The sequence below is a fragment of the Solidesulfovibrio aerotolerans genome (genome assembly GCF_009856865.1).
Lineage (GTDB): Bacteria > Desulfobacterota > Desulfovibrionia > Desulfovibrionales > Desulfovibrionaceae > Solidesulfovibrio > Solidesulfovibrio aerotolerans.
On sequence record NZ_WVUD01000016.1, the window covers coordinates 69,299 to 86,275 of the forward strand.

Here is a 16,977-nt window from a genome sequence, read left to right on the forward strand (position 1 = left end):
CACCATGATCCAGGACGAATTCGGCAGGCTGCGCCTGAAACTAATCGCCATCACCCTGGCCTTTTCCTTTGTTCCCCTGTTAAGCCTCGGCCTTGGCCTGTATGCCAAATTTTACGACACCTACACCGACAAGATTTACGGCAATCTGCGCAACCTGGTCGATAACAAGAAAGTCACCATCGACATGTTTTTGTCCGAGCGCGTGGCCCAGCTCTCCAATCTGGCCCTGACCGAATCCTACCAGGATCTGGCCGGCGACGCCTACCTGGAACGCATTTTCGGCGTGCTCCAACTGCACAGCAAATCCTTTCTCGATCTCCAGGTCATCGACCAGAACGGCCTGTGCGTCTCCTACGTCGGCCCCTACCAGCTCAAGGGCATCGACTACAGCCATGAAGACTGGTTTCGCACCGTCATGGCCAAGGGCATCCACGTCAGCGACGTGTTCATGGGCTTTCGCAAATACCCCCATTTCAACATCGCCATCAGCCGCCGCGAAGGTGAAAAAACCTGGGTGCTGCGCGCGGCCATCGACTCCGACATCTTCGACACCCTGGTGCGCACCGTCCAGCTCGGCAAATCCGGCGATGCCTTCCTGCTCAACGCCCAGCATGTGCTCCAGACCAAGCCGCGCTTTGGCCACGATATGTTTGACACCGTGCCCTTCCCGGACATCCCGCGCTTTTCCGGCACCCGGGTGGACGAGATCACCGTCAACGGCCAGCGGTCGCTCTACGCCATGACCTGGCTCAACCTCAAAGACTGGCTGCTGGTCATCAAAGACGATCCGGCCGAGGAATTCCTGCCCCTGTACCGGGCGCGCTGGCTGCTCATCCTCCTGCTCTCCGGCGGTGCCCTGCTCATCGTTGGCGGTGCCATCTTTATCGCCAACGGCACCGTGCGCCAGCTCATCCAGAGCGATCGGGAAAAAGCCACCCTCGACGCCTCCCTCACCCAGTCGAGCAAGATGGCGGCCCTGGGGAAACTCGCCGCCGGCGTGGCCCACGAAGTCAACAACCCGCTGGCCATCATCATGGAAAAAGCCGGCTGGATGCGCGATCTGCTCACCGAGGAAGATATCAAGGCCAGTCCCAATTTTCAGGAATTCGAGGACGCCGTGACCAAAATCGAGTTCCACGTGCGCCGGGCCAAGGATGTCACCCATCGCCTCCTCGGCTTTGCCCGCCGCATGGAACCGACCCAGGAAAACCTCGATGTCAATCTGCTCCTCGAACAGACCCGGTCGTTTCTGGAAAACGAGGCCAATTTCCGGGGCATCACCTTCGTGCGCAACTACCAAAGCGATCTGCCCCATATCGAATCCGACGCCTCCCAGCTCCAGCAGGTCTTTTTAAACATCTTAGACAACGCCATCGACGCCATCGACAAAAACGGCACCATCACCATCACCACCCATACCGTCCCCGAATCCGGCGAGGTGGACATTGCCATCGCCGACACCGGCAAGGGCATCCCCAAGGAAACCCTGGAAAAGATCTTTGATCCCTTTTTTACCACCAAGAAAGTGGGCGAAGGCACCGGGCTGGGCCTGACCATCAGCTACAGCATCATCGGCAAGCTCGGCGGCCGCATCAAGGTGCAAAGCGACGAAGGCCAGGGAACCACGTTTCACATCTCCCTGCCCATCGCGGTCTGATGCTGTCGCCCCACCCGATGCTCCACAGTGCACCCGAAAGGACGCCATGCAAAACACCAACAGCCCGACACCCGAGGCACCGCCGCAAAACGCCCGGAGAGAGGTAGCCATGGGACTTCGCGTCTTGGCCGTGGATGACGAGGCCGATTTTATCGAAACGCTGGTCAAACGGTTCACCTACCGCCGCATACCGGTGACTGCCGCGGCAAACGGTCCCGAAGCCCTGGCCCGGCTCGACCGGGAAGACTTCGACGTGGTCATCCTCGACATGCGCATGCCGGGCATGGACGGCCTGACCGTGTTGCAGGAAATCAAAAAACGCCACCCCCTGGTCGAAGTCATCATCCTGACCGGCCACGCCTCGGTGGAGGCCGGCATGCAGGGCATGTCGCTGGGGGCCTACGACTATGTCCTGAAACCCGTGGATTTCGGGGAACTCCTGGAAAAAGCCAACAAGGCCTATGAGCGTAAAAAGCTCAATGAATCCCGCGACCATTCTTGAAAACCACCGGCCGCCACTGTGGCCCCACACCCTGTTGGCCCCGCTGCTGGCTGGTGCTGCCGTGCTCTTGGCCCTGGCCGCCCCGCCGGTGGTCGGCTTTGCCCTGGCTCTTTTTGCCGGTGCAGTCTGCATCGGCTCGGCGCTCACCCTGGCCCGGCGGGTGCGCAGCGGCGAACGCCAATTGCGCGAACTGGACAAGCGCCTGCTGCAATCCCAAAAGCTCGCCGCCATCGGCGAACTGTCCTCCGGCATCGCCCACGAAATAAACAACCCGCTGGCGATTATCACCCAGGAAATCGATCTGGCCCGGGAACTTTTCGGCCCAAGCGGCTGCCCCGACCCGGCCGATCTGGCCGAGGTCCGCGACAGCCTGGACCAGATCGGCAAACAAGTGGAACGCTGCCGCCTGATCACCCATAAACTGCTCAATTTCGCCCGCAAAATGGAACCCGTGCTCCAGGAGGAAGCCCTGGAACACGTCATCGAAGACATGGCCATCCTGGCCGAACGCGAGGCCAAAGGACGCGGCGTGGCCATCGTTCGCGCCTACGATCAGACCCTGCCCACCGTGCGCACCGACGTGCCGCTCCTGCGCCAGGTCATCCTCAATCTGCTCACCAACGCCCTCGCCGCCACCCCCCAGGGTGGCACCATAACCCTGGCCACCCGCCGCAGCGACGACCAGATCATTATCGAAGTACGCGACACCGGCTGCGGTATCCCACCAGAAAACATGGCCAAAATCTTCAACCCGTTTTTCACCACCAAAGAACCCGGCAAAGGCACCGGCCTTGGACTGTCGCTTTCCCACGGCATCGTCACCCGCCTGGGCGGGACGCTGACCGCCCAAAGCACCCCCGGGCATGGCGCAACCTTCACCGTCGCCCTGCCCCTGTAAACCAAACCCACAACCGGTTGCGGATCCGCCGGTGTTCCCTGTGCGCCCACCCGCACCATGCCGCCAACCCGCAACCGCCCACGGAGACGTCTTATGGCCGATTCCATCCGTGTCCTCATCGTTGACGACGAAGAACGTTTCCGCGACACCCTGGCCAAACTCCTGAGCCGACACGGTTTCACCGTGCGCACCGCCGGCGGCGGCAACGAAGCCCTGGCCCTGCTTACCGAAGCCCCCTGCGACGTCATCGTGCTCGATGTCAAAATGCCGGGCCTGTCCGGCCAACAAGCCCTGCCACTTTTACGCGCCGCCTGCCCCGAAGCCGAAGTGCTGATCTTAACCGGCCACGCCTCCGTCGATATCGCCTCTGCCATGATCGCCGGCGGTGCCGCCGATTATCTGCTCAAACCCTGCCCCACCGACGAACTCGAAGGAGCCATCCGCGCCGTCTACGACAGACGACAGGCCACCCGCCCGCGCTAGCGGGAGCGAGAGCGAGAGGTTGCGGTGGTGATGGTGATGGGGGTGACGGAGAAGAGACGAAAGGCATGCCTCCGGCGGCCGGGGGGATGATCCCCCCGGACCCCCCGAATGGGTGCGGGAAGCGGGTGGAGACTGGGTTGGTTGATGGGGGTGGATGTGGGTGCGGGCAGGAGATGGGGTCTGGAATTTGGGGGCTGGTTGTGGCCGGAAGCCGGCCGCAACCAGCCCCCAAATTCCAGACCCCAACGCGCCAGCGGCCCGGAGGGCCGCATTTTCTGAAAGTACAGTTGGTGTTTTTTAGCTAGATTATACTTTCTGAAAGAGGGGAAATCGAGCTTGTCTTTTGCCTTTCCCGGGCGAACCGGTTGGTCGCAATTGGGGCCGCCGTGCTCCCCGCGCTTCGCGGGGAGTGTCGGCGGCCCCAATTGCGACCAACCATACGGCGCAGCCGCCAAGCGTTCCTGCGCCCAACAATCCCAGCGCACTCCCAGCCCCGCAGCCGCCCCTTATCCCGTCCAAGCTCCCGCCCCCTCGTTCGGGGGTCCGGGGGGCCGTCGCCCCCCGGCCGCCGGAGGCATCTTCGCCTTTCGCCTTTCGCCTTTCTTCTTCAACAATTGGGCCGGGCGCGCACGGTGCGGACGGCGTCGCGCAGCATCTCGCGGATCATCTCGTCGCTGACAGGCTCCTGAATAACCAGACTTACGGCCTGGACGTAGCGGGCCGGGAGTTTGTTGAGCGTCAGGGCGTAGATGTCCTCAATATCCGTGCGTGTGGGGCACACATTTGGAAACTCGGCCAGCACTCCGGGAAGGAGGTTGATGACCCGCGTTTCGTTTCTATTGCGGATGGAGTGGAAATCGAGCCCGAGTGCGGCATAGTCCATACGGCCTCCGCAAGGTGGAAGTGTTTTCCTCGATTTTAGCCGGGTTTGCGCAGATTGCAATGTTTTTTGCCGGGCAGCCCATGTTCGTGCCAACGCCAGGCCGTCTCCACAATGGCGTTGAGATCCATGTAGCGCGGATTCCAGCCCAGTTCCCGGATGATAGCCCCGGAGTCGGCGTACAGGCCTGGGGAATCGCCGGCCCGGCGCGGCCCTTCGACCACGGGCACGGTTTTGCCGGACACGGCTTCCACGGCTTTAATGACTTCGCGCACGGAATTGCCGGTGCCGGTGCCCAGGTTGTAGGTGGCGCTGGGGGCACCGCCAAGCAGCCGTTTGACGGCCAGGATGTGGGCCTCGGCCAGATCGCTCACGTGGATGTAGTCGCGAACGGCCGTGCCGTCGGGGGTGGGGTAATCGGTGCCAAAGACTTCGATGTGGGGAATGCGGCCCAGGGCAGCGGCGATAACCAGCGGGATGAGGTGCGTTTCGGGCTTGTGTTCTTCGCCGATCTGGCCTTCCGGGTCGGCCCCGGCGGCATTGAAGTAGCGAAGCGCCGTGTAGGTCATGCCGTAGGCGGCGTCGAAGTCGCGCAGCATCTGTTCGATCATGAGCTTGGACGTACCGTAGGGGCTCATGGGCCGGGTCGGGTGGTCTTCGGTGAGCGGCACGCGATCGGGTGCGCCGTAGGTGGCGCAGGTGCTGGAGAAAACGATATGGCGGCAACCGGCCTTGCGCATGGCGGACAGCAGCGAAAGCGACCCGGCCACGTTATTGCGGTAGTATTTCTCGGGATCGGTGACGGATTCGCCGACGTAGGCGTAGGCGGCAAAATGGAGCACGGCGGCGGGCTTGTACTCGGCAAACACCTCGTCGAGTTCGCCGCGATTGAGAATATCGCCCCGGATCAGCGGTCCCCATTTGACGGCCCAGTCGTGGCCGTAGACCATGTTGTCAAACGTAACGGGTGTGAACCCGGCAGCAGCCAGGGCCTTGCAGGTATGGGAGCCGATGTAGCCCGCGCCGCCGGTGACCAGGATATTGGTTGCCATCGTCCGTTCTTCCTTGGGTTACGTGTGTCGCGTACGGTAAGTTCCGTTATGCTTTGCCGAGGATCAACACTATGAATTTAATATTTTTATTCACAAAAAAACATACCTGTTTTTTTGTGTGAACGCGACTAGTCCGAGAGAATCGCTTTGACCGGGCGGTCCGTTTTCACTGTGCCGCGTCCCTGGGGAACGCCCCCCAGGGTCATGGTCATTTCCCGATAAAACGTCGTGGCGCGAAGGCGCAGGGTCAGGCCCTGGCCGGGCGTGAGCGCCTTGACGCCGAGCAAGGCGGCCGGGAGCCGCATCTCCATGGCGATATGCGGCAGGGGCTTGTCGAGCACCTGCACGAGGCCGCCGTCTTCAATGGGCGTGAGCCGGCCGTCGTCTTCGATGCGAAAAAGCCGGGGGACCAGTTCAAAGCGCCCCGGGTATTTGCTATGCGGCCGGGGCAGCAGGCAGGCGGCGAACCGACGCAGCCCTGCCCCGGCATCCACTTCAAACTGCAGCTGATAGGTTTCTGTTATGGGAAACTCGCCGTCATAGGCCAGCAAAAAGAGATCGGCATAATTCTGGGCCAGATGAAAGAGATTGAGGCCCTGCGGGCTCCAACTCATATGCACGTCGCCAAAGGGCACATGGGGAGCCGGGACGCGCAGCCAGGGCAGCCGCGTGCCGGCCTTGTCCGGCCAGTCGGCCAAGCCCCCGTCCGTGACGGAAACGGGTTTCGCCGCCGCAGGGATGGCGATGACCTCGGGCTGGGGGACCGGGGGCTTGGCGCTGGCCGCATGGATGGCCGGAGCTTCCCGGTTGGCCGGGACCATGGCGGCCAGCAGTTGCTCGTAAGGGACGTTGTGAACGTCGACGAGGCCCATGTTAAAATCCTCGCCGTCGCCGCGCCCGCCGTGGGGTTCGTCGTAGTATTGGAACCAATGGATGCCGGCGATATTGGGGAAGGCGGCGAAATGGCGCACCGCGGCCGAGGCTCCGGCCGCCCGTTCGGCCTGGGTCGCGACATGCATGAGATGGCCGTTATTGACGTTGCCGGAGCGGTTTTCATCGGCCGCAAAGAAAAATTCCGAGATGAGCACCGGCGTATCGGTGAGCCTGCCCAGCCCCTCGAAATAGTACGGGGCCACCCAGCCGTCGGGGGTGTCCACGTTGTAGTTGGTGGACAGGACATCGAGAAAGCCGCGCGAGGCCAGGACAGCGTCCTGGTTGTAATACAGCGGCAACCGGTCGCCCATGACCAGCCGCGTGGGGTCCACGGCGCGCAGGGCCTTGTAGACCAACTCGTAGTAACGCCCGGCGCAGGCGGCCGTGACCTTGTTGATAAGGAGGATGCCCCGGCCGCCGGGGCGCAGTTTGAGTTCCGACCGGCCTTTTTTCAGGTCTTCAAAGGAATCAAAACCCGGGGCCGGCACAAAATCGGCCAGCAGCCGGTCCCATTTGCCGCCATAATGGTCATACACCATGCGCCAGACGTGGCGTTTGGCGTAGATGGCCCATTCGTTGCCCAGATACCATTTGAAAAGCGGCGCGTTCCACCAGCCCACTTCGTTATCGGTAAAATAGCCGATGACGGCGGGATTATCGCGGTAAGGGGCGGTCACTTCCCGCGCCTTGGCGATGGTTTTCTCCAGGGCGTCCGGGGCAAAGGGATCAAACCAGTGCAGCCGCGCGTTGCGGCCCAGATCAATCTCCGGGACGAGCGGCAGCGTCATGGCCGTGGTGGGATCGGACCAGCCGCCCCGGGTATTAAAGCCCCAGGCGTAGAGGCGCTCCTGGGTATCGGCAGCCCAGGCGGCCTCGGTGGGATAGGTATTCTCGAAATAGTAGCCCCGGTCCCGGGTCATTTTATCGCCGCCGTTGACGGTATCGGCACCGACGGAGAAAAAACGCGGCCCGCCGGGCAGGGTCAGCCACCAGACGCCGCCCTCGCGCAACGTGCCGAAGGGCGCGGCTACAGCCGACGTCACCAGGGTCAGGCCCAGGAGGAACGGGAGCAGAAATCGAAAGCGTATGCGCATGGAGTACGTGTGCGGTGGTTCGGAGTTGCGACAGATCAGGCCAAGGCGTCGGCCAGCAGCTTGGCCAAGACCATGTCGGAATCGAAATAGCGCGCGGCAAAGGTGCGGGCAGCGGCGCTGTGGCGGTCCCAATCGGCGCGCACGGCTTCGATGCCGGCCAGGGCCTCGGCTTCACTCGTGAAAGCGACGACGCCCTCCCCCACTTCCATGAAGCGGGAATAACCCGTGTCCTGGACCACGGCCGGCCGGCCCGAGGCCAGATAGCAGGCGGTGCGGCAGGAAAACCAGCCGCTCGTCGTGGCCACATAGGCGTTTTTGGCCGTGGAAAATTCCGCCAGGCTGTCCCAGATGTAGTCGCGATAGACCCAGGGCGTTTGCGACATGGAGAACCCGTCGCGCAGTTTCCAGCCCTTTTCCTCCAACAGTTCGCGCGGGGGCTTGCCGCCGCCAAGGGCCAATTCCAGCACGGCTTCGGTCTTTTGGGGCAGATCGAGCATCTTTTCAAATTCCAGGTTCTTGCCGCCGTACTGCACCCCGGCCACCAGCGGGCCTTTCTGGGCCGGCTGCCAGGACAGCACGGTGGTAAAGGCGTCGCGGCCGGGTTTGGGCGCTGCCCCGGCCCAGCTCTCCAGCACGATGGGCTGGCGGGTGGGCAGCCAATCGATGACGCCCTTGGGCACGGCGCAAAAATCCCGGCCCACGTTTTCGCCAAAGGAAAAAAACACGTCGTGGCGCAGCATGTTGGCGATGTTGCGCTTCTCCTCCTCGGTGGCCGTACCGGCCAAATAGCTCGGGAAGCTCGACTGGGTGTAGAGCGGATCGGAGTCGATGAGCACCTTGACCGGAATTTTTGCGTAGGCGTCGCGCAACTGGCAGGTGGTGGAGATATTAAAAAACACATCGGCCCGGTTCACGACGGCCGCCAGTTCCTCGGCCGACATGCCCCAGTGGCGTTCGTCGGGACCGATAACGCAAAAGCGCTTCTCCATGCCCGGATGCAGCCGCTGCAGGAAATCGCCCAGGTATTTGGTGTGATAGGTCAGGTCATCAACAAAGGTGACGTTGAACGGATCGTAGGCCCAGCCGCCGGTGTCTTCGAGGTAGTAGACGTCGTGGCCGAGCCGGTAAAAGCCGTGGAGGTATTGGATATAATCCCAGGCCACGCCGCCCAGCGGATAGGTAGCGGCCAGCCCGGAGACGATGATGGTGCGTTTTTTCATGTTCCTGCCCAGGGCGTCGCGCCCATGCTCGCTAAAAAAAATTCTCCAGTCGGGGGGTCCGGGGGGATCATCCCCCCGGCCGCCGGAGGCCTCTTTTCTTTTCTCTTCTCATCTCTTCTCTTGCACGCCCTAGGCCACCAGCGGCGCGGGCGGGTGCTTTTCCGGCCGGCCTTTGCCCATCTGGATGGCGTGCAGGCGGGCGAACTCGCCGTTTCGGGCCATGAGTTCATCGTAAGCGCCCATCTCGTGGATGCGCTGGTTTTTGATGACCAGAATCATGTCGGCCCGGCGCATCATGGACAGGCGGTGGGCGATGACAAAGGTGGTGCGGTTTTGCATGAGCCGCTCCAGGCCTTCCATAATGAGCGCCTCGGTTTCGGCGTCCAGGGCCGAGGTCGGCTCATCGAGGATCAAAAGCGGCGCGTCTTTTAACAGCGCCCGGGCAATGGAGAGCCGCTGGCGCTGGCCGCCCGAGAGGTTGGCACCCTTTTCGCCGAGAATGGTGTCGTAGCCGTTTGGCAGGCCGACGATAAAGTCGTGGGCATTGGCCAGGGTGGCGGCCTGGACGACCTCTTCGCGGCTGGCCTGGCGTTTGCCGTAGGCGATGTTGTCGTGAACGCTCATGGGGAAAAGCTGGGTGTCCTGCAGCACTATGGCGATGTTGTCGCGCAGGCTGCGCAGGGTCACGTCACGCAAATCCTGGCCGTCGATGCTGATGGCCCCTTTTTGGGGATCGTAAAAGCGCAGCAAGAGGCTGACCAGCGAAGTCTTGCCGGCCCCGGTCTGGCCGACGATGGCCACGGTGGACCCGCCGGGACAGGTGAAATCCACATCATTTAAGACCATTTTCTCCGGCGTATACCCGAAGCTGACGCCGGTGAAGCGCACTTCGCCCTGGCCCACGGCCAGCTTGGGCGCATCGGGCTTTTCAGGCACGGCCTCGTTGACAGCCAGCACGTCCATGACCCGGCGCGCCCGGGCCAGCGAGGCGCGGATGCCGGCCACGGTGTCGCTTAAGCTATTAAGCGGCGTATAGAGCGAAGCCAGATAGGCGATAAAGACCAGCAGTTCGCCGGTGGAAAGCAGGCCGTCCAAAACATGGCGCACGCCGATATAGAGCACCAGGGCCGTGCCCGTGGCCGTAATGCCCGACACCAGCCAGCCGTAGACGGTTTGCAAGGCGTAGAGGGACAGCTTGCGGTCAAAGGAATGCTGGGATTCGGTAACGAACTTCTGGCGCTCCTCGTCTTCGCGGCCAAAGGCCTGCACCAGGGTGATGGAGGAAAAGATGCGCTCCACCGTGGTGTAGACCTGCGACTCCTGCATGTGCGTCTCGGTGGTCAGATCACCGATCTTTCGCGACACGCGGGAAATAGCCAGAAAGAGAAACGGAATGACGCACAGGGAATAGAGCGTCAGTTCCGCGTCCATGCGCATGCACACGACCAACATGCCGATCAGCAGGGCCGAGCTGGTGAGCGTGGTGAAAACACCGTTCATGAGCAAGGTCTGCACGGCGTAGGTGTCGCCCATGATGCGATAGATAAGATCGCCGGTGGGCCATTTCTGGTGAAACAGCAACGATTGGCGCTGCAAGTGGTCAAACAGGTCGCAGCGCAGATCCTGGACCATGTCCTGGCCCATGCGGATGGTCAGGTAGTTGTTGCACAACTGGACGAAACCGACCAGGAAGTGCACCCCGACGAGCAGCCCCACCACGCAGGCCAACTGCGTGCCCACGGTCCACACGGCCAGATCCGGGGTCCAGCCGAACACGTCCAACGGCTTTTGGCCGATGATCTGGTCCACGGCCAGTTTGAGCGGCCAGGGTTTGAGCAGTTCCATGGTGCTGGCCAGTCCGACCAGCCCCAGGCCCAGAAAAAACAGATGGCGATACGGCCGCAGATAGCCAAGCAGGGTCCGAAACATACTCATGGCGTCAATCCTTGGCAGAGGCGCTGCCTTGGGCGTCGGGAGGAGATAAACCCTGCCCGGCCGGCCCGTCGGAGAAATGTCGTCGTGCCGACGCTCTCCGGCTGGCCAGGAGGCGACGGGAAAAGTCACGCAAATCCGGCCATCCGGCCCGGCCCGGGCGAGGTCAGCGGCCCGGTGCCAGCACGCAGGCCGCCCCCGGCCGCCGGGCACGCAGTGCCAGGCAACGACCGGGGGCGGCGCTGTGTCGATACCTTAGGCAGCGGCGGTTTCGGCCTCGGGCGCTTTTTCCAGGGCGGCAGCCGGGATGGCGGCGGCGCTGTCGTCAGTCTCGGCAGCGGCGGTCTGGGGACGCACCACCTTGACCACGCGCTCGTCCTTGGGTTCGCCGGCCGAGCAGCCCGGGCGGGTCACCATGACGTACTGGGTGATGGTGGCGACCAGGGCGGCGGCGCGGTAGAGGCCAAGGCTCATCCAGCCGATCAGCCCCAGAGCGGCGGCCCCGGCAGCGATGGCGGCCATGGGATGCAGCAGGGCCAGGGACGCGCCGGCGATGATCAGGCCGACAAGCGTCGTACCGGCCAGGGCGGACGGCAGCACCGAGCCGGCCATGCGCACAAACCGTTTTTCGCCGCCGTGGTTTTCAACCGTTACCCGCAACCGGGCCGTGGTCAAGCGCGAGGTGCGCACGGACATATCCCAGGGGGGGGTGTTGGAGGAGGCGGAGAAGCCGGAATCCAGGGCGTAGGAGACGCCGAGCGTACGCAGCAGGCCAATGATGGAGCCAAGCAGTTCGTCGCGCTCCAGGCCCTTGTTGTTCCAGAAGAAGCGGTGAAAGGACAGGCGATGGGCCAGGATGCCGGCCGTGCCGGTCAGGCGGCGGAAGATGCCGATGGACGGCAGGCTGGACTCGTCGCAGCCGGCGGTGTCGGCCAGGGGCAGCGGGCAGACGTTGACACCGAGGTTGCGCTTGAGGGTCATGAGCGTGGCGTAGCGGGTCCAGCCGCGCAGCACCGGCTGGGCCAGGGTCAGGGCGGCGATGGTCAGGCGCGAGGCCAGGGTGTCGTGATGCTTGGGCAGACGGGCCTTGCTCACCCGGTAGCCGACAAAGGCCAGGGTGGCGGCAACCATGGTCAGCCCGATAGCGCCGGCCACGAAGGAAAACGGCGTGGCCAGCACAAGAGCCACGGCGAGCATCATCCATTCCATGGACAGGGGCAGATAGGCGGCCAGACTGCCCTTGGGTTCATACAGCGTCTGGAACAGGCCCATGCCGAAGGCACCGTGGTAGACAATGGGGCGGGCAGCCAGGAGCGCGCCGGAGATGTCGCCGTAGATACGGCCGGCCCAGCGGGAGTTGCCCAGCATATTAAAGCGGAACTTGTGCTTGGGAATAAGGAGCGCTTCGGCCCGGCCGTAGCCTTTCTGTTGCTTCAAATAGGCCGAGACGGTGCAACGGCGGTGGTGCCACACGAACATGGCGGCGGAGAAGCCGATGATATAGCCCTTGTCCTGGAGACGCCAGCACACGTCCACATCGTCGCCGGCCGCCCGGTAGGTGGCGTCGAAACCGCCGATCTCGGCCAGATAGTCCTTGCGATAGGCCATGTTGCAGCCCGGGATATGCTCGGCGATCTCGTCGGTTAACAGCACATGGGTGGGCGCGCCCGGGGAGACGGCCACGCAGGCGGCGGTGCGGTTGTCATCCGGCGGGGGCAGGTTGGGGCCGCCCACAGCCACGAAGCGGTCGTCGGTAAAGGCCCAGGCCATGTAGTGCAGCCAATGCGGGTCCACGTAGCAGTCCGAGTCGGTGTAGGCCACGATGGTGCCGCGCGCGGCGTTCATGCCGACGTTGCGGGCGGCGGACAGGCCGAGGTTGGGCTGGTGGATAACGTGGATATAGGGCGCGGCCGCAGCGTGGCGGTCAACGATTTCGCCGGTGGCATCGGTGGAGCCGTCGTCCACCACGATGACTTCAAAATGGGGGTAGTCCACCTTGGCAAAGGAAGCCAGGCAACCGTCCATGGTGGAGTCGGCGTTGTAGGCGCACACCACCACCGAAATAAACGGCGCGTCGGCCGGCAGATGCGGCAGCTTCTGGCGATAGACGTCGGCCACGGCCTTGTAGGCCGGCTTTTGCTTGCGCACATCAGACACGATGCCGAACTTCCAGTCCTCGACCAGATGGCCGCCGGTGAACCACTCATCCGTCCAGGCAAAGACCATGGTGCCGGAGACGCCGAGTTCAAAGGAGGCGCGCAACTGCCAGGACAAGGTCTCGGCCACGTGCTCCTCGTCGTTTCGGATGGAGTCCATACCGAATTCGGACAAGACCAGCGGCAGTTCGCCGGCCACGTTTTGCAGGCGCTTGACGTAGGAGCGAAAGGCCTTCTCGTCGTGCAGGTACACGTTAAAGGACAGGAAATCCAAGAACGGCAGGCGCAGATATTCGGTGGAGGGATAGTTGGCGTAGGTCACCAGTCCCTGCGGATCTTCCTCGCGCACGATGGAGGCGAGCTTTTCCAGGAAGGTCTCGATCTTGCCCGCGCCATGCCAGCGCACGATGTGGCTGGGGATCTCGTTGCCGATCAACCAGGCCAGGATGGCCGGGTGGCCGGCCAGCGAGGCAACCGACTCGCGCATGGTCTTTTTGATGTCTTCCTTGACTTCCCACTGATCGAGAAAGCACAGATGCTGGGGCCAGGGCACACCGATCATGACCCGGATGCCGAACCGGGCGGCGATGTCCAGGAAATGGCGCGGCGGCACGTAATACACGCGGATGGAATTGATGCCGGCGCGGCGCATGAGTTCAAAGTCATGGGCCACGGTCTCGTCTTCGGGCAGGGGTTCGCCCCGGGAGTTTTCCGGGAACGGCCCATAGGTAACGCCCTTGATGAAGAATTTGTCTTCACCGGCAAACAGATAGCGTCCCCTGGCGCGGATGCGCGGGAAGGTTGTGACGCCGGCAAGTCCTTCTTCGATCTGGAACATAGCTCCCCTTCTCCTTACGGTTGGGCGAACCCTCGCCCACTGTTATCGGTCTGCCGTTCCGGTTGCCGGTTGCGGCGACGTACTTTTCAAACTCAGGCGGCAGGCTCAACAACCACCCGGAATTCAATATTATTTCCAGGATTTTTCGGCCGGGCGGCCGTCTGCTCGCGGGCCTCTTATAGCATGTATCGTGCCACAACAGGGGAAGCAGGCAGCAGGCGGGCTGGCGGGTTTGGCGGTCGGCCAAAGCGGCGGCTGGTTACGAAAACTGCCCTGTTGATTACGAAAGCGTAACCAGGCGTAGTTTTCATTTCATAATATATTGTAAAAACAACTAAAAACCCTAAAAATCTCCCGTGACCGCCCCGCATCACGGACAAACTGCTTGATCGACCAGATTGCGCGCGTCGAGATACGGTCAGCGTGTGATCGCGCTATACGTATCACTCTCCGGTTGCCCTGCGGTGCGCTATGGTGTAAATAATGCCTTTGGTATCTTCCAAAAGGCATCGTGGTATGGCCCCTCCTCTGTTCTCGATGGACGGCCCCTTCCCAAAAGCCGCATGGTGCAGATGGCCCCGGCCCCGCGACTGATCTTTTTTTTGACGCACACGGGTCTCGGAGCAGGCGATGGCCTTGCAGGCACAAATTGAACCCCGTCGTCCTGGCCCATCCAGGGCTGTGGGCCTTATTGCGGATTAATTCCTCATGAGTATTGGATGACGACGCATGTTTGAGAAACCAAAACCTGTCCTGACTCCGGCCGCTTGGCTCCAGGCCGATGCGAAAATTGCTCGTCAATGAAGAACACGAATAGCGCTATACGCTTTGGCTGGTACCGAGACTGGAAAGTCCTGGTCATGGTCTTGGGTGATTTGACCTGTTGCATCGCCGCCTTTGTCCTGGCGTTGCTGTTGCGGTTCGAGTTTGCGATCTTTGGCGCCGATATCCGGGTTCATCTCGCCTATCTGCCCGTGGTGCTTGTCCCCCAAATACTGTCGTTTCTTTTTTTCCATGTCTACGCGAGCATGTGGCGCTACACCTCGATCCGGGCGGTGCTGCGACTCTGCGCGGCCATCACCTTCGCGTTTATGGTCAATCTGGCCTTTCTGGGGTATTTCTGGGACGGCGTTTTTTCGCGCGGCATTCTGGTCATGGATGCCCTGCTCGCCGTGCTGTTCACCAGCGGACTGCGGGTCGGCGTGCGTTTGTACTTCGAGCGCAAAGGCTGCAAGGCGGAGAGCGCGCGCCGCCACTTCCAGCCGGGACGGCAGAAACGCCGCATCCTCATTCTCGGCGCAGGCTCTGCCGGGGAACTGATCCTGCGGGAGCTTCATAAAACAGCCGGCGACGTTGCCGTGGCCATCTTAGACGATGATCCCCGAAAGACCGGCCGCACGCTGCACGGTGTACAGATCGTTGGTCCCATCAGCGCCCTGCACGAAACGGTCAACCGTTTTTTCCCGGACGAGATCTTTATCTGCATACCCTCGGCCAAGGGCGAGGCCATGCGCCGTATCGTGGAACTGTGTGAGGCCAGCGGCGTCAAGTACAAGACGCTGCCGAGCGTCAACGAGATAATCCACGAGGACTTCGGCCTGACGGCGTTGCGCGAAGTCCGCTACGAGGATCTCCTTGGACGGGAGCCCGTCACCTTGGTTTTTGACCCCATCAAAGAATATCTGACCGATAAAATCGTCCTGGTCACGGGGTGCGGCGGCTCCATCGGCTCGGAACTGTGCCGCAAGATACTGGCATTCAAGCCGCGTTGCATCCTTTTGCTTGATTCCGGCGAATTCAACCTGTTCAATATTTCAACAGAGCTGAAAACATTTCACAACTTCTCCCAAGGCGTGCCGCTTCTGGCCAATCTGACGGACATCGTCCTGTTGCGCGATATTTTTGAAAGATATCGGCCGGAAGTTGTTTTTCATGCCGCCGCTTACAAGCATGTTCCTTTGCTGGAAGTGAATCCCTGGGAAGCCGTCTACAACAATATCCAGGCCAGCCAGAATCTGATCGAGGTTTCACTGGAATACAAAGTTGGGACATTTGTTCTTGTCTCTACAGACAAAGCCGTCCGTCCGACGAATGTCATGGGAGCATCCAAACGGATAACGGAGTTGCTGCTTCGTGCCCACATGGATTCCTCCATGCGCTGCATGGCCGTGCGTTTTGGCAACGTCATTGGCTCAAGCGGTTCCGTGATCCCTTTCTTCCTCAAACAGATACAGGCCGGAAAGCCGATTACCGTGACGCATCCCGAAATAACCCGGTATTTCATGACCATAGGTGAAGCAGCCCAACTGATTCTCCAGGCCGGCGGTATTGGGGTGGGTGGAGATACTTTTCTGATAAAGATGGGCCAATCCGTGCGCATCAGCGATATCGCCAATGATCTTATACGTCTTTGCGGCAAGGTTCCAGAACAGGACGTCCCTATCCTCTTCACGGGATTGCGCCCTGGTGAGAAGCTTTACGAAGAACTCATCACTGCCGGGGAAAACGTCATCCCCACCCCCCACAATCAGCTGATGAAGTTGCGTACGGACATTGGCGGAACATCGCCTGAAGAGCGCCGTGCCTTTCGCGAGGAGCTCCTGGAGAAAATTGTCGCACTGCAGCAGGTGGCGGACCGGCATGACGCTTGCGGCATCAAACGTTTGATACAGGAGATTGTCCCCGAATATATGCCCCAGGACACCACGGAATGTGTCTTATAGTGGGTTCTGTGGCAAATCATATCCGGTTGCCATCTCCAAGGCTGCGGCGTTCAGTCATGTACGGTTTGCACCAGAAAAAAGCCCGGACAGGTCAATCTGTCCGGGCTTTTTTGACCAGCACCGGGCGCGCTATTTTTTAATGCGCTTTTCCCAGAGCTTCATTTCCTTCATTTTCTTGCGGCGCTCGCGCTGCAGCTCTTTACACACCAGCGGCATCTTTTTGGGGTAGCCCCACTTCTCGCGGTACGTCTCAGGAGTCAGGCCGAACTTGGAAAGATGCTTTTTCGTGAGAATCTTAAATGCCTTTCCTGACTCGAGGCAGATGATGCTGCGCTCCCGCACGGCCTTTTTGGGGTCCACGGCCGGCCCGGCAACCGGTTCCTCTGCAGGGGTGACGGCTGATCCGGCGGCGACGATACTGCGAATGTCCTCTGCCAGCCGACGCACCATGGAGGTAATCTCGTCCTCGTTCATATTGCGAACCATTACTGTCCGGCTAAGAAAAGGCTTGACGCCTGAAAGCGACAACTGGTGCAAGCTCATGATGCCTTTCCACTTAGGCGATCAATTTTGAAAAAATGGCATAAATTGCCATGACATCAAGTTCAA

At 61.4% G+C, this 16,977-nt stretch carries 12 protein-coding genes; 5 read left to right on the forward strand and 7 right to left on the reverse strand.

Going from position 1 to position 16,977, the window contains the following annotated elements:
- Positions 1-4: 4 nt before the first annotated feature.
- The 4 genes from GTA51_RS10580 to GTA51_RS10595 all read left to right on the forward strand — a co-directional run bounded on the left by GTA51_RS10580 (position 5) and on the right by GTA51_RS10595 (position 3,540).
- Positions 5-1,657, forward strand: a complete 1,653-nt coding sequence (locus GTA51_RS10580) for a sensor histidine kinase (protein WP_160960933.1) — start codon at positions 5-7, stop codon at positions 1,655-1,657.
- A gap of 109 nt (positions 1,658-1,766) precedes the next feature.
- Entirely contained in the window at positions 1,767-2,159 is a 393-nt protein-coding gene (locus tag GTA51_RS10585; protein WP_160960934.1) for a response regulator, read from the forward strand.
- Positions 2,137-3,057: a sensor histidine kinase gene (locus GTA51_RS10590; RefSeq protein WP_160960936.1), complete on the forward strand. Its 921-nt coding sequence runs from the start codon at positions 2,137-2,139 to the stop codon at positions 3,055-3,057. The genes GTA51_RS10585 and GTA51_RS10590 overlap by 23 nt, the downstream gene beginning before the upstream one ends.
- Positions 3,058-3,150: 93 nt before the next feature.
- Positions 3,151-3,540: a response regulator gene (locus tag GTA51_RS10595; protein WP_160960937.1), complete on the forward strand. Its 390-nt coding sequence runs from the start codon at positions 3,151-3,153 to the stop codon at positions 3,538-3,540.
- A gap of 607 nt (positions 3,541-4,147) precedes the next feature.
- Here the strand turns inward: GTA51_RS10595 and GTA51_RS10600 are convergent.
- The 6 genes from GTA51_RS10600 to GTA51_RS10625 form a co-directional block, all read right to left on the reverse strand.
- Complete coding sequence (locus tag GTA51_RS10600) at positions 4,148-4,423, reverse strand: late competence development ComFB family protein (RefSeq protein WP_160960939.1); 276 nt, start codon at positions 4,421-4,423, stop codon at positions 4,148-4,150.
- A 35-nt stretch (positions 4,424-4,458) separates the two neighbouring features.
- Positions 4,459-5,472, reverse strand: a complete 1,014-nt coding sequence (galE, locus tag GTA51_RS10605; protein WP_160960941.1) for a UDP-glucose 4-epimerase GalE — start codon at positions 5,470-5,472, stop codon at positions 4,459-4,461.
- 128 nt (positions 5,473-5,600) lie between these two features.
- The gene (locus GTA51_RS10610) at positions 5,601-7,499 is read right to left on the reverse strand and encodes a hypothetical protein (protein ID WP_160960942.1); all 1,899 of its coding nucleotides are present in this window, start codon (positions 7,497-7,499) and stop codon (positions 5,601-5,603) included.
- A gap of 35 nt (positions 7,500-7,534) precedes the next feature.
- The gene (locus tag GTA51_RS10615) at positions 7,535-8,719 is read right to left on the reverse strand and encodes a glycosyltransferase family 1 protein (RefSeq protein WP_160960944.1); all 1,185 of its coding nucleotides are present in this window, start codon (positions 8,717-8,719) and stop codon (positions 7,535-7,537) included.
- A 129-nt stretch (positions 8,720-8,848) separates the two neighbouring features.
- A complete protein-coding gene (locus GTA51_RS10620; RefSeq protein WP_160960945.1) occupies positions 8,849-10,654 on the reverse strand; it encodes an ABC transporter ATP-binding protein in 1,806 nt (601 codons plus the stop codon).
- A gap of 252 nt (positions 10,655-10,906) precedes the next feature.
- Positions 10,907-13,645: a glycosyltransferase gene (locus GTA51_RS10625; protein ID WP_160960947.1), complete on the reverse strand. Its 2,739-nt coding sequence runs from the start codon at positions 13,643-13,645 to the stop codon at positions 10,907-10,909.
- A gap of 860 nt (positions 13,646-14,505) precedes the next feature.
- On the opposite strand from GTA51_RS10625, the gene GTA51_RS10630 reads away from it, so the two are divergent.
- Positions 14,506-16,368: a polysaccharide biosynthesis protein gene (locus tag GTA51_RS10630; RefSeq protein WP_160960948.1), complete on the forward strand. Its 1,863-nt coding sequence runs from the start codon at positions 14,506-14,508 to the stop codon at positions 16,366-16,368.
- A gap of 129 nt (positions 16,369-16,497) precedes the next feature.
- Here the strand turns inward: GTA51_RS10630 and GTA51_RS10635 are convergent, their stop codons facing one another.
- Positions 16,498-16,911: a Ros/MucR family transcriptional regulator gene (locus tag GTA51_RS10635; protein ID WP_246198084.1), complete on the reverse strand. Its 414-nt coding sequence runs from the start codon at positions 16,909-16,911 to the stop codon at positions 16,498-16,500.
- Between the last annotated feature and the right edge of the window lie 66 nt (positions 16,912-16,977).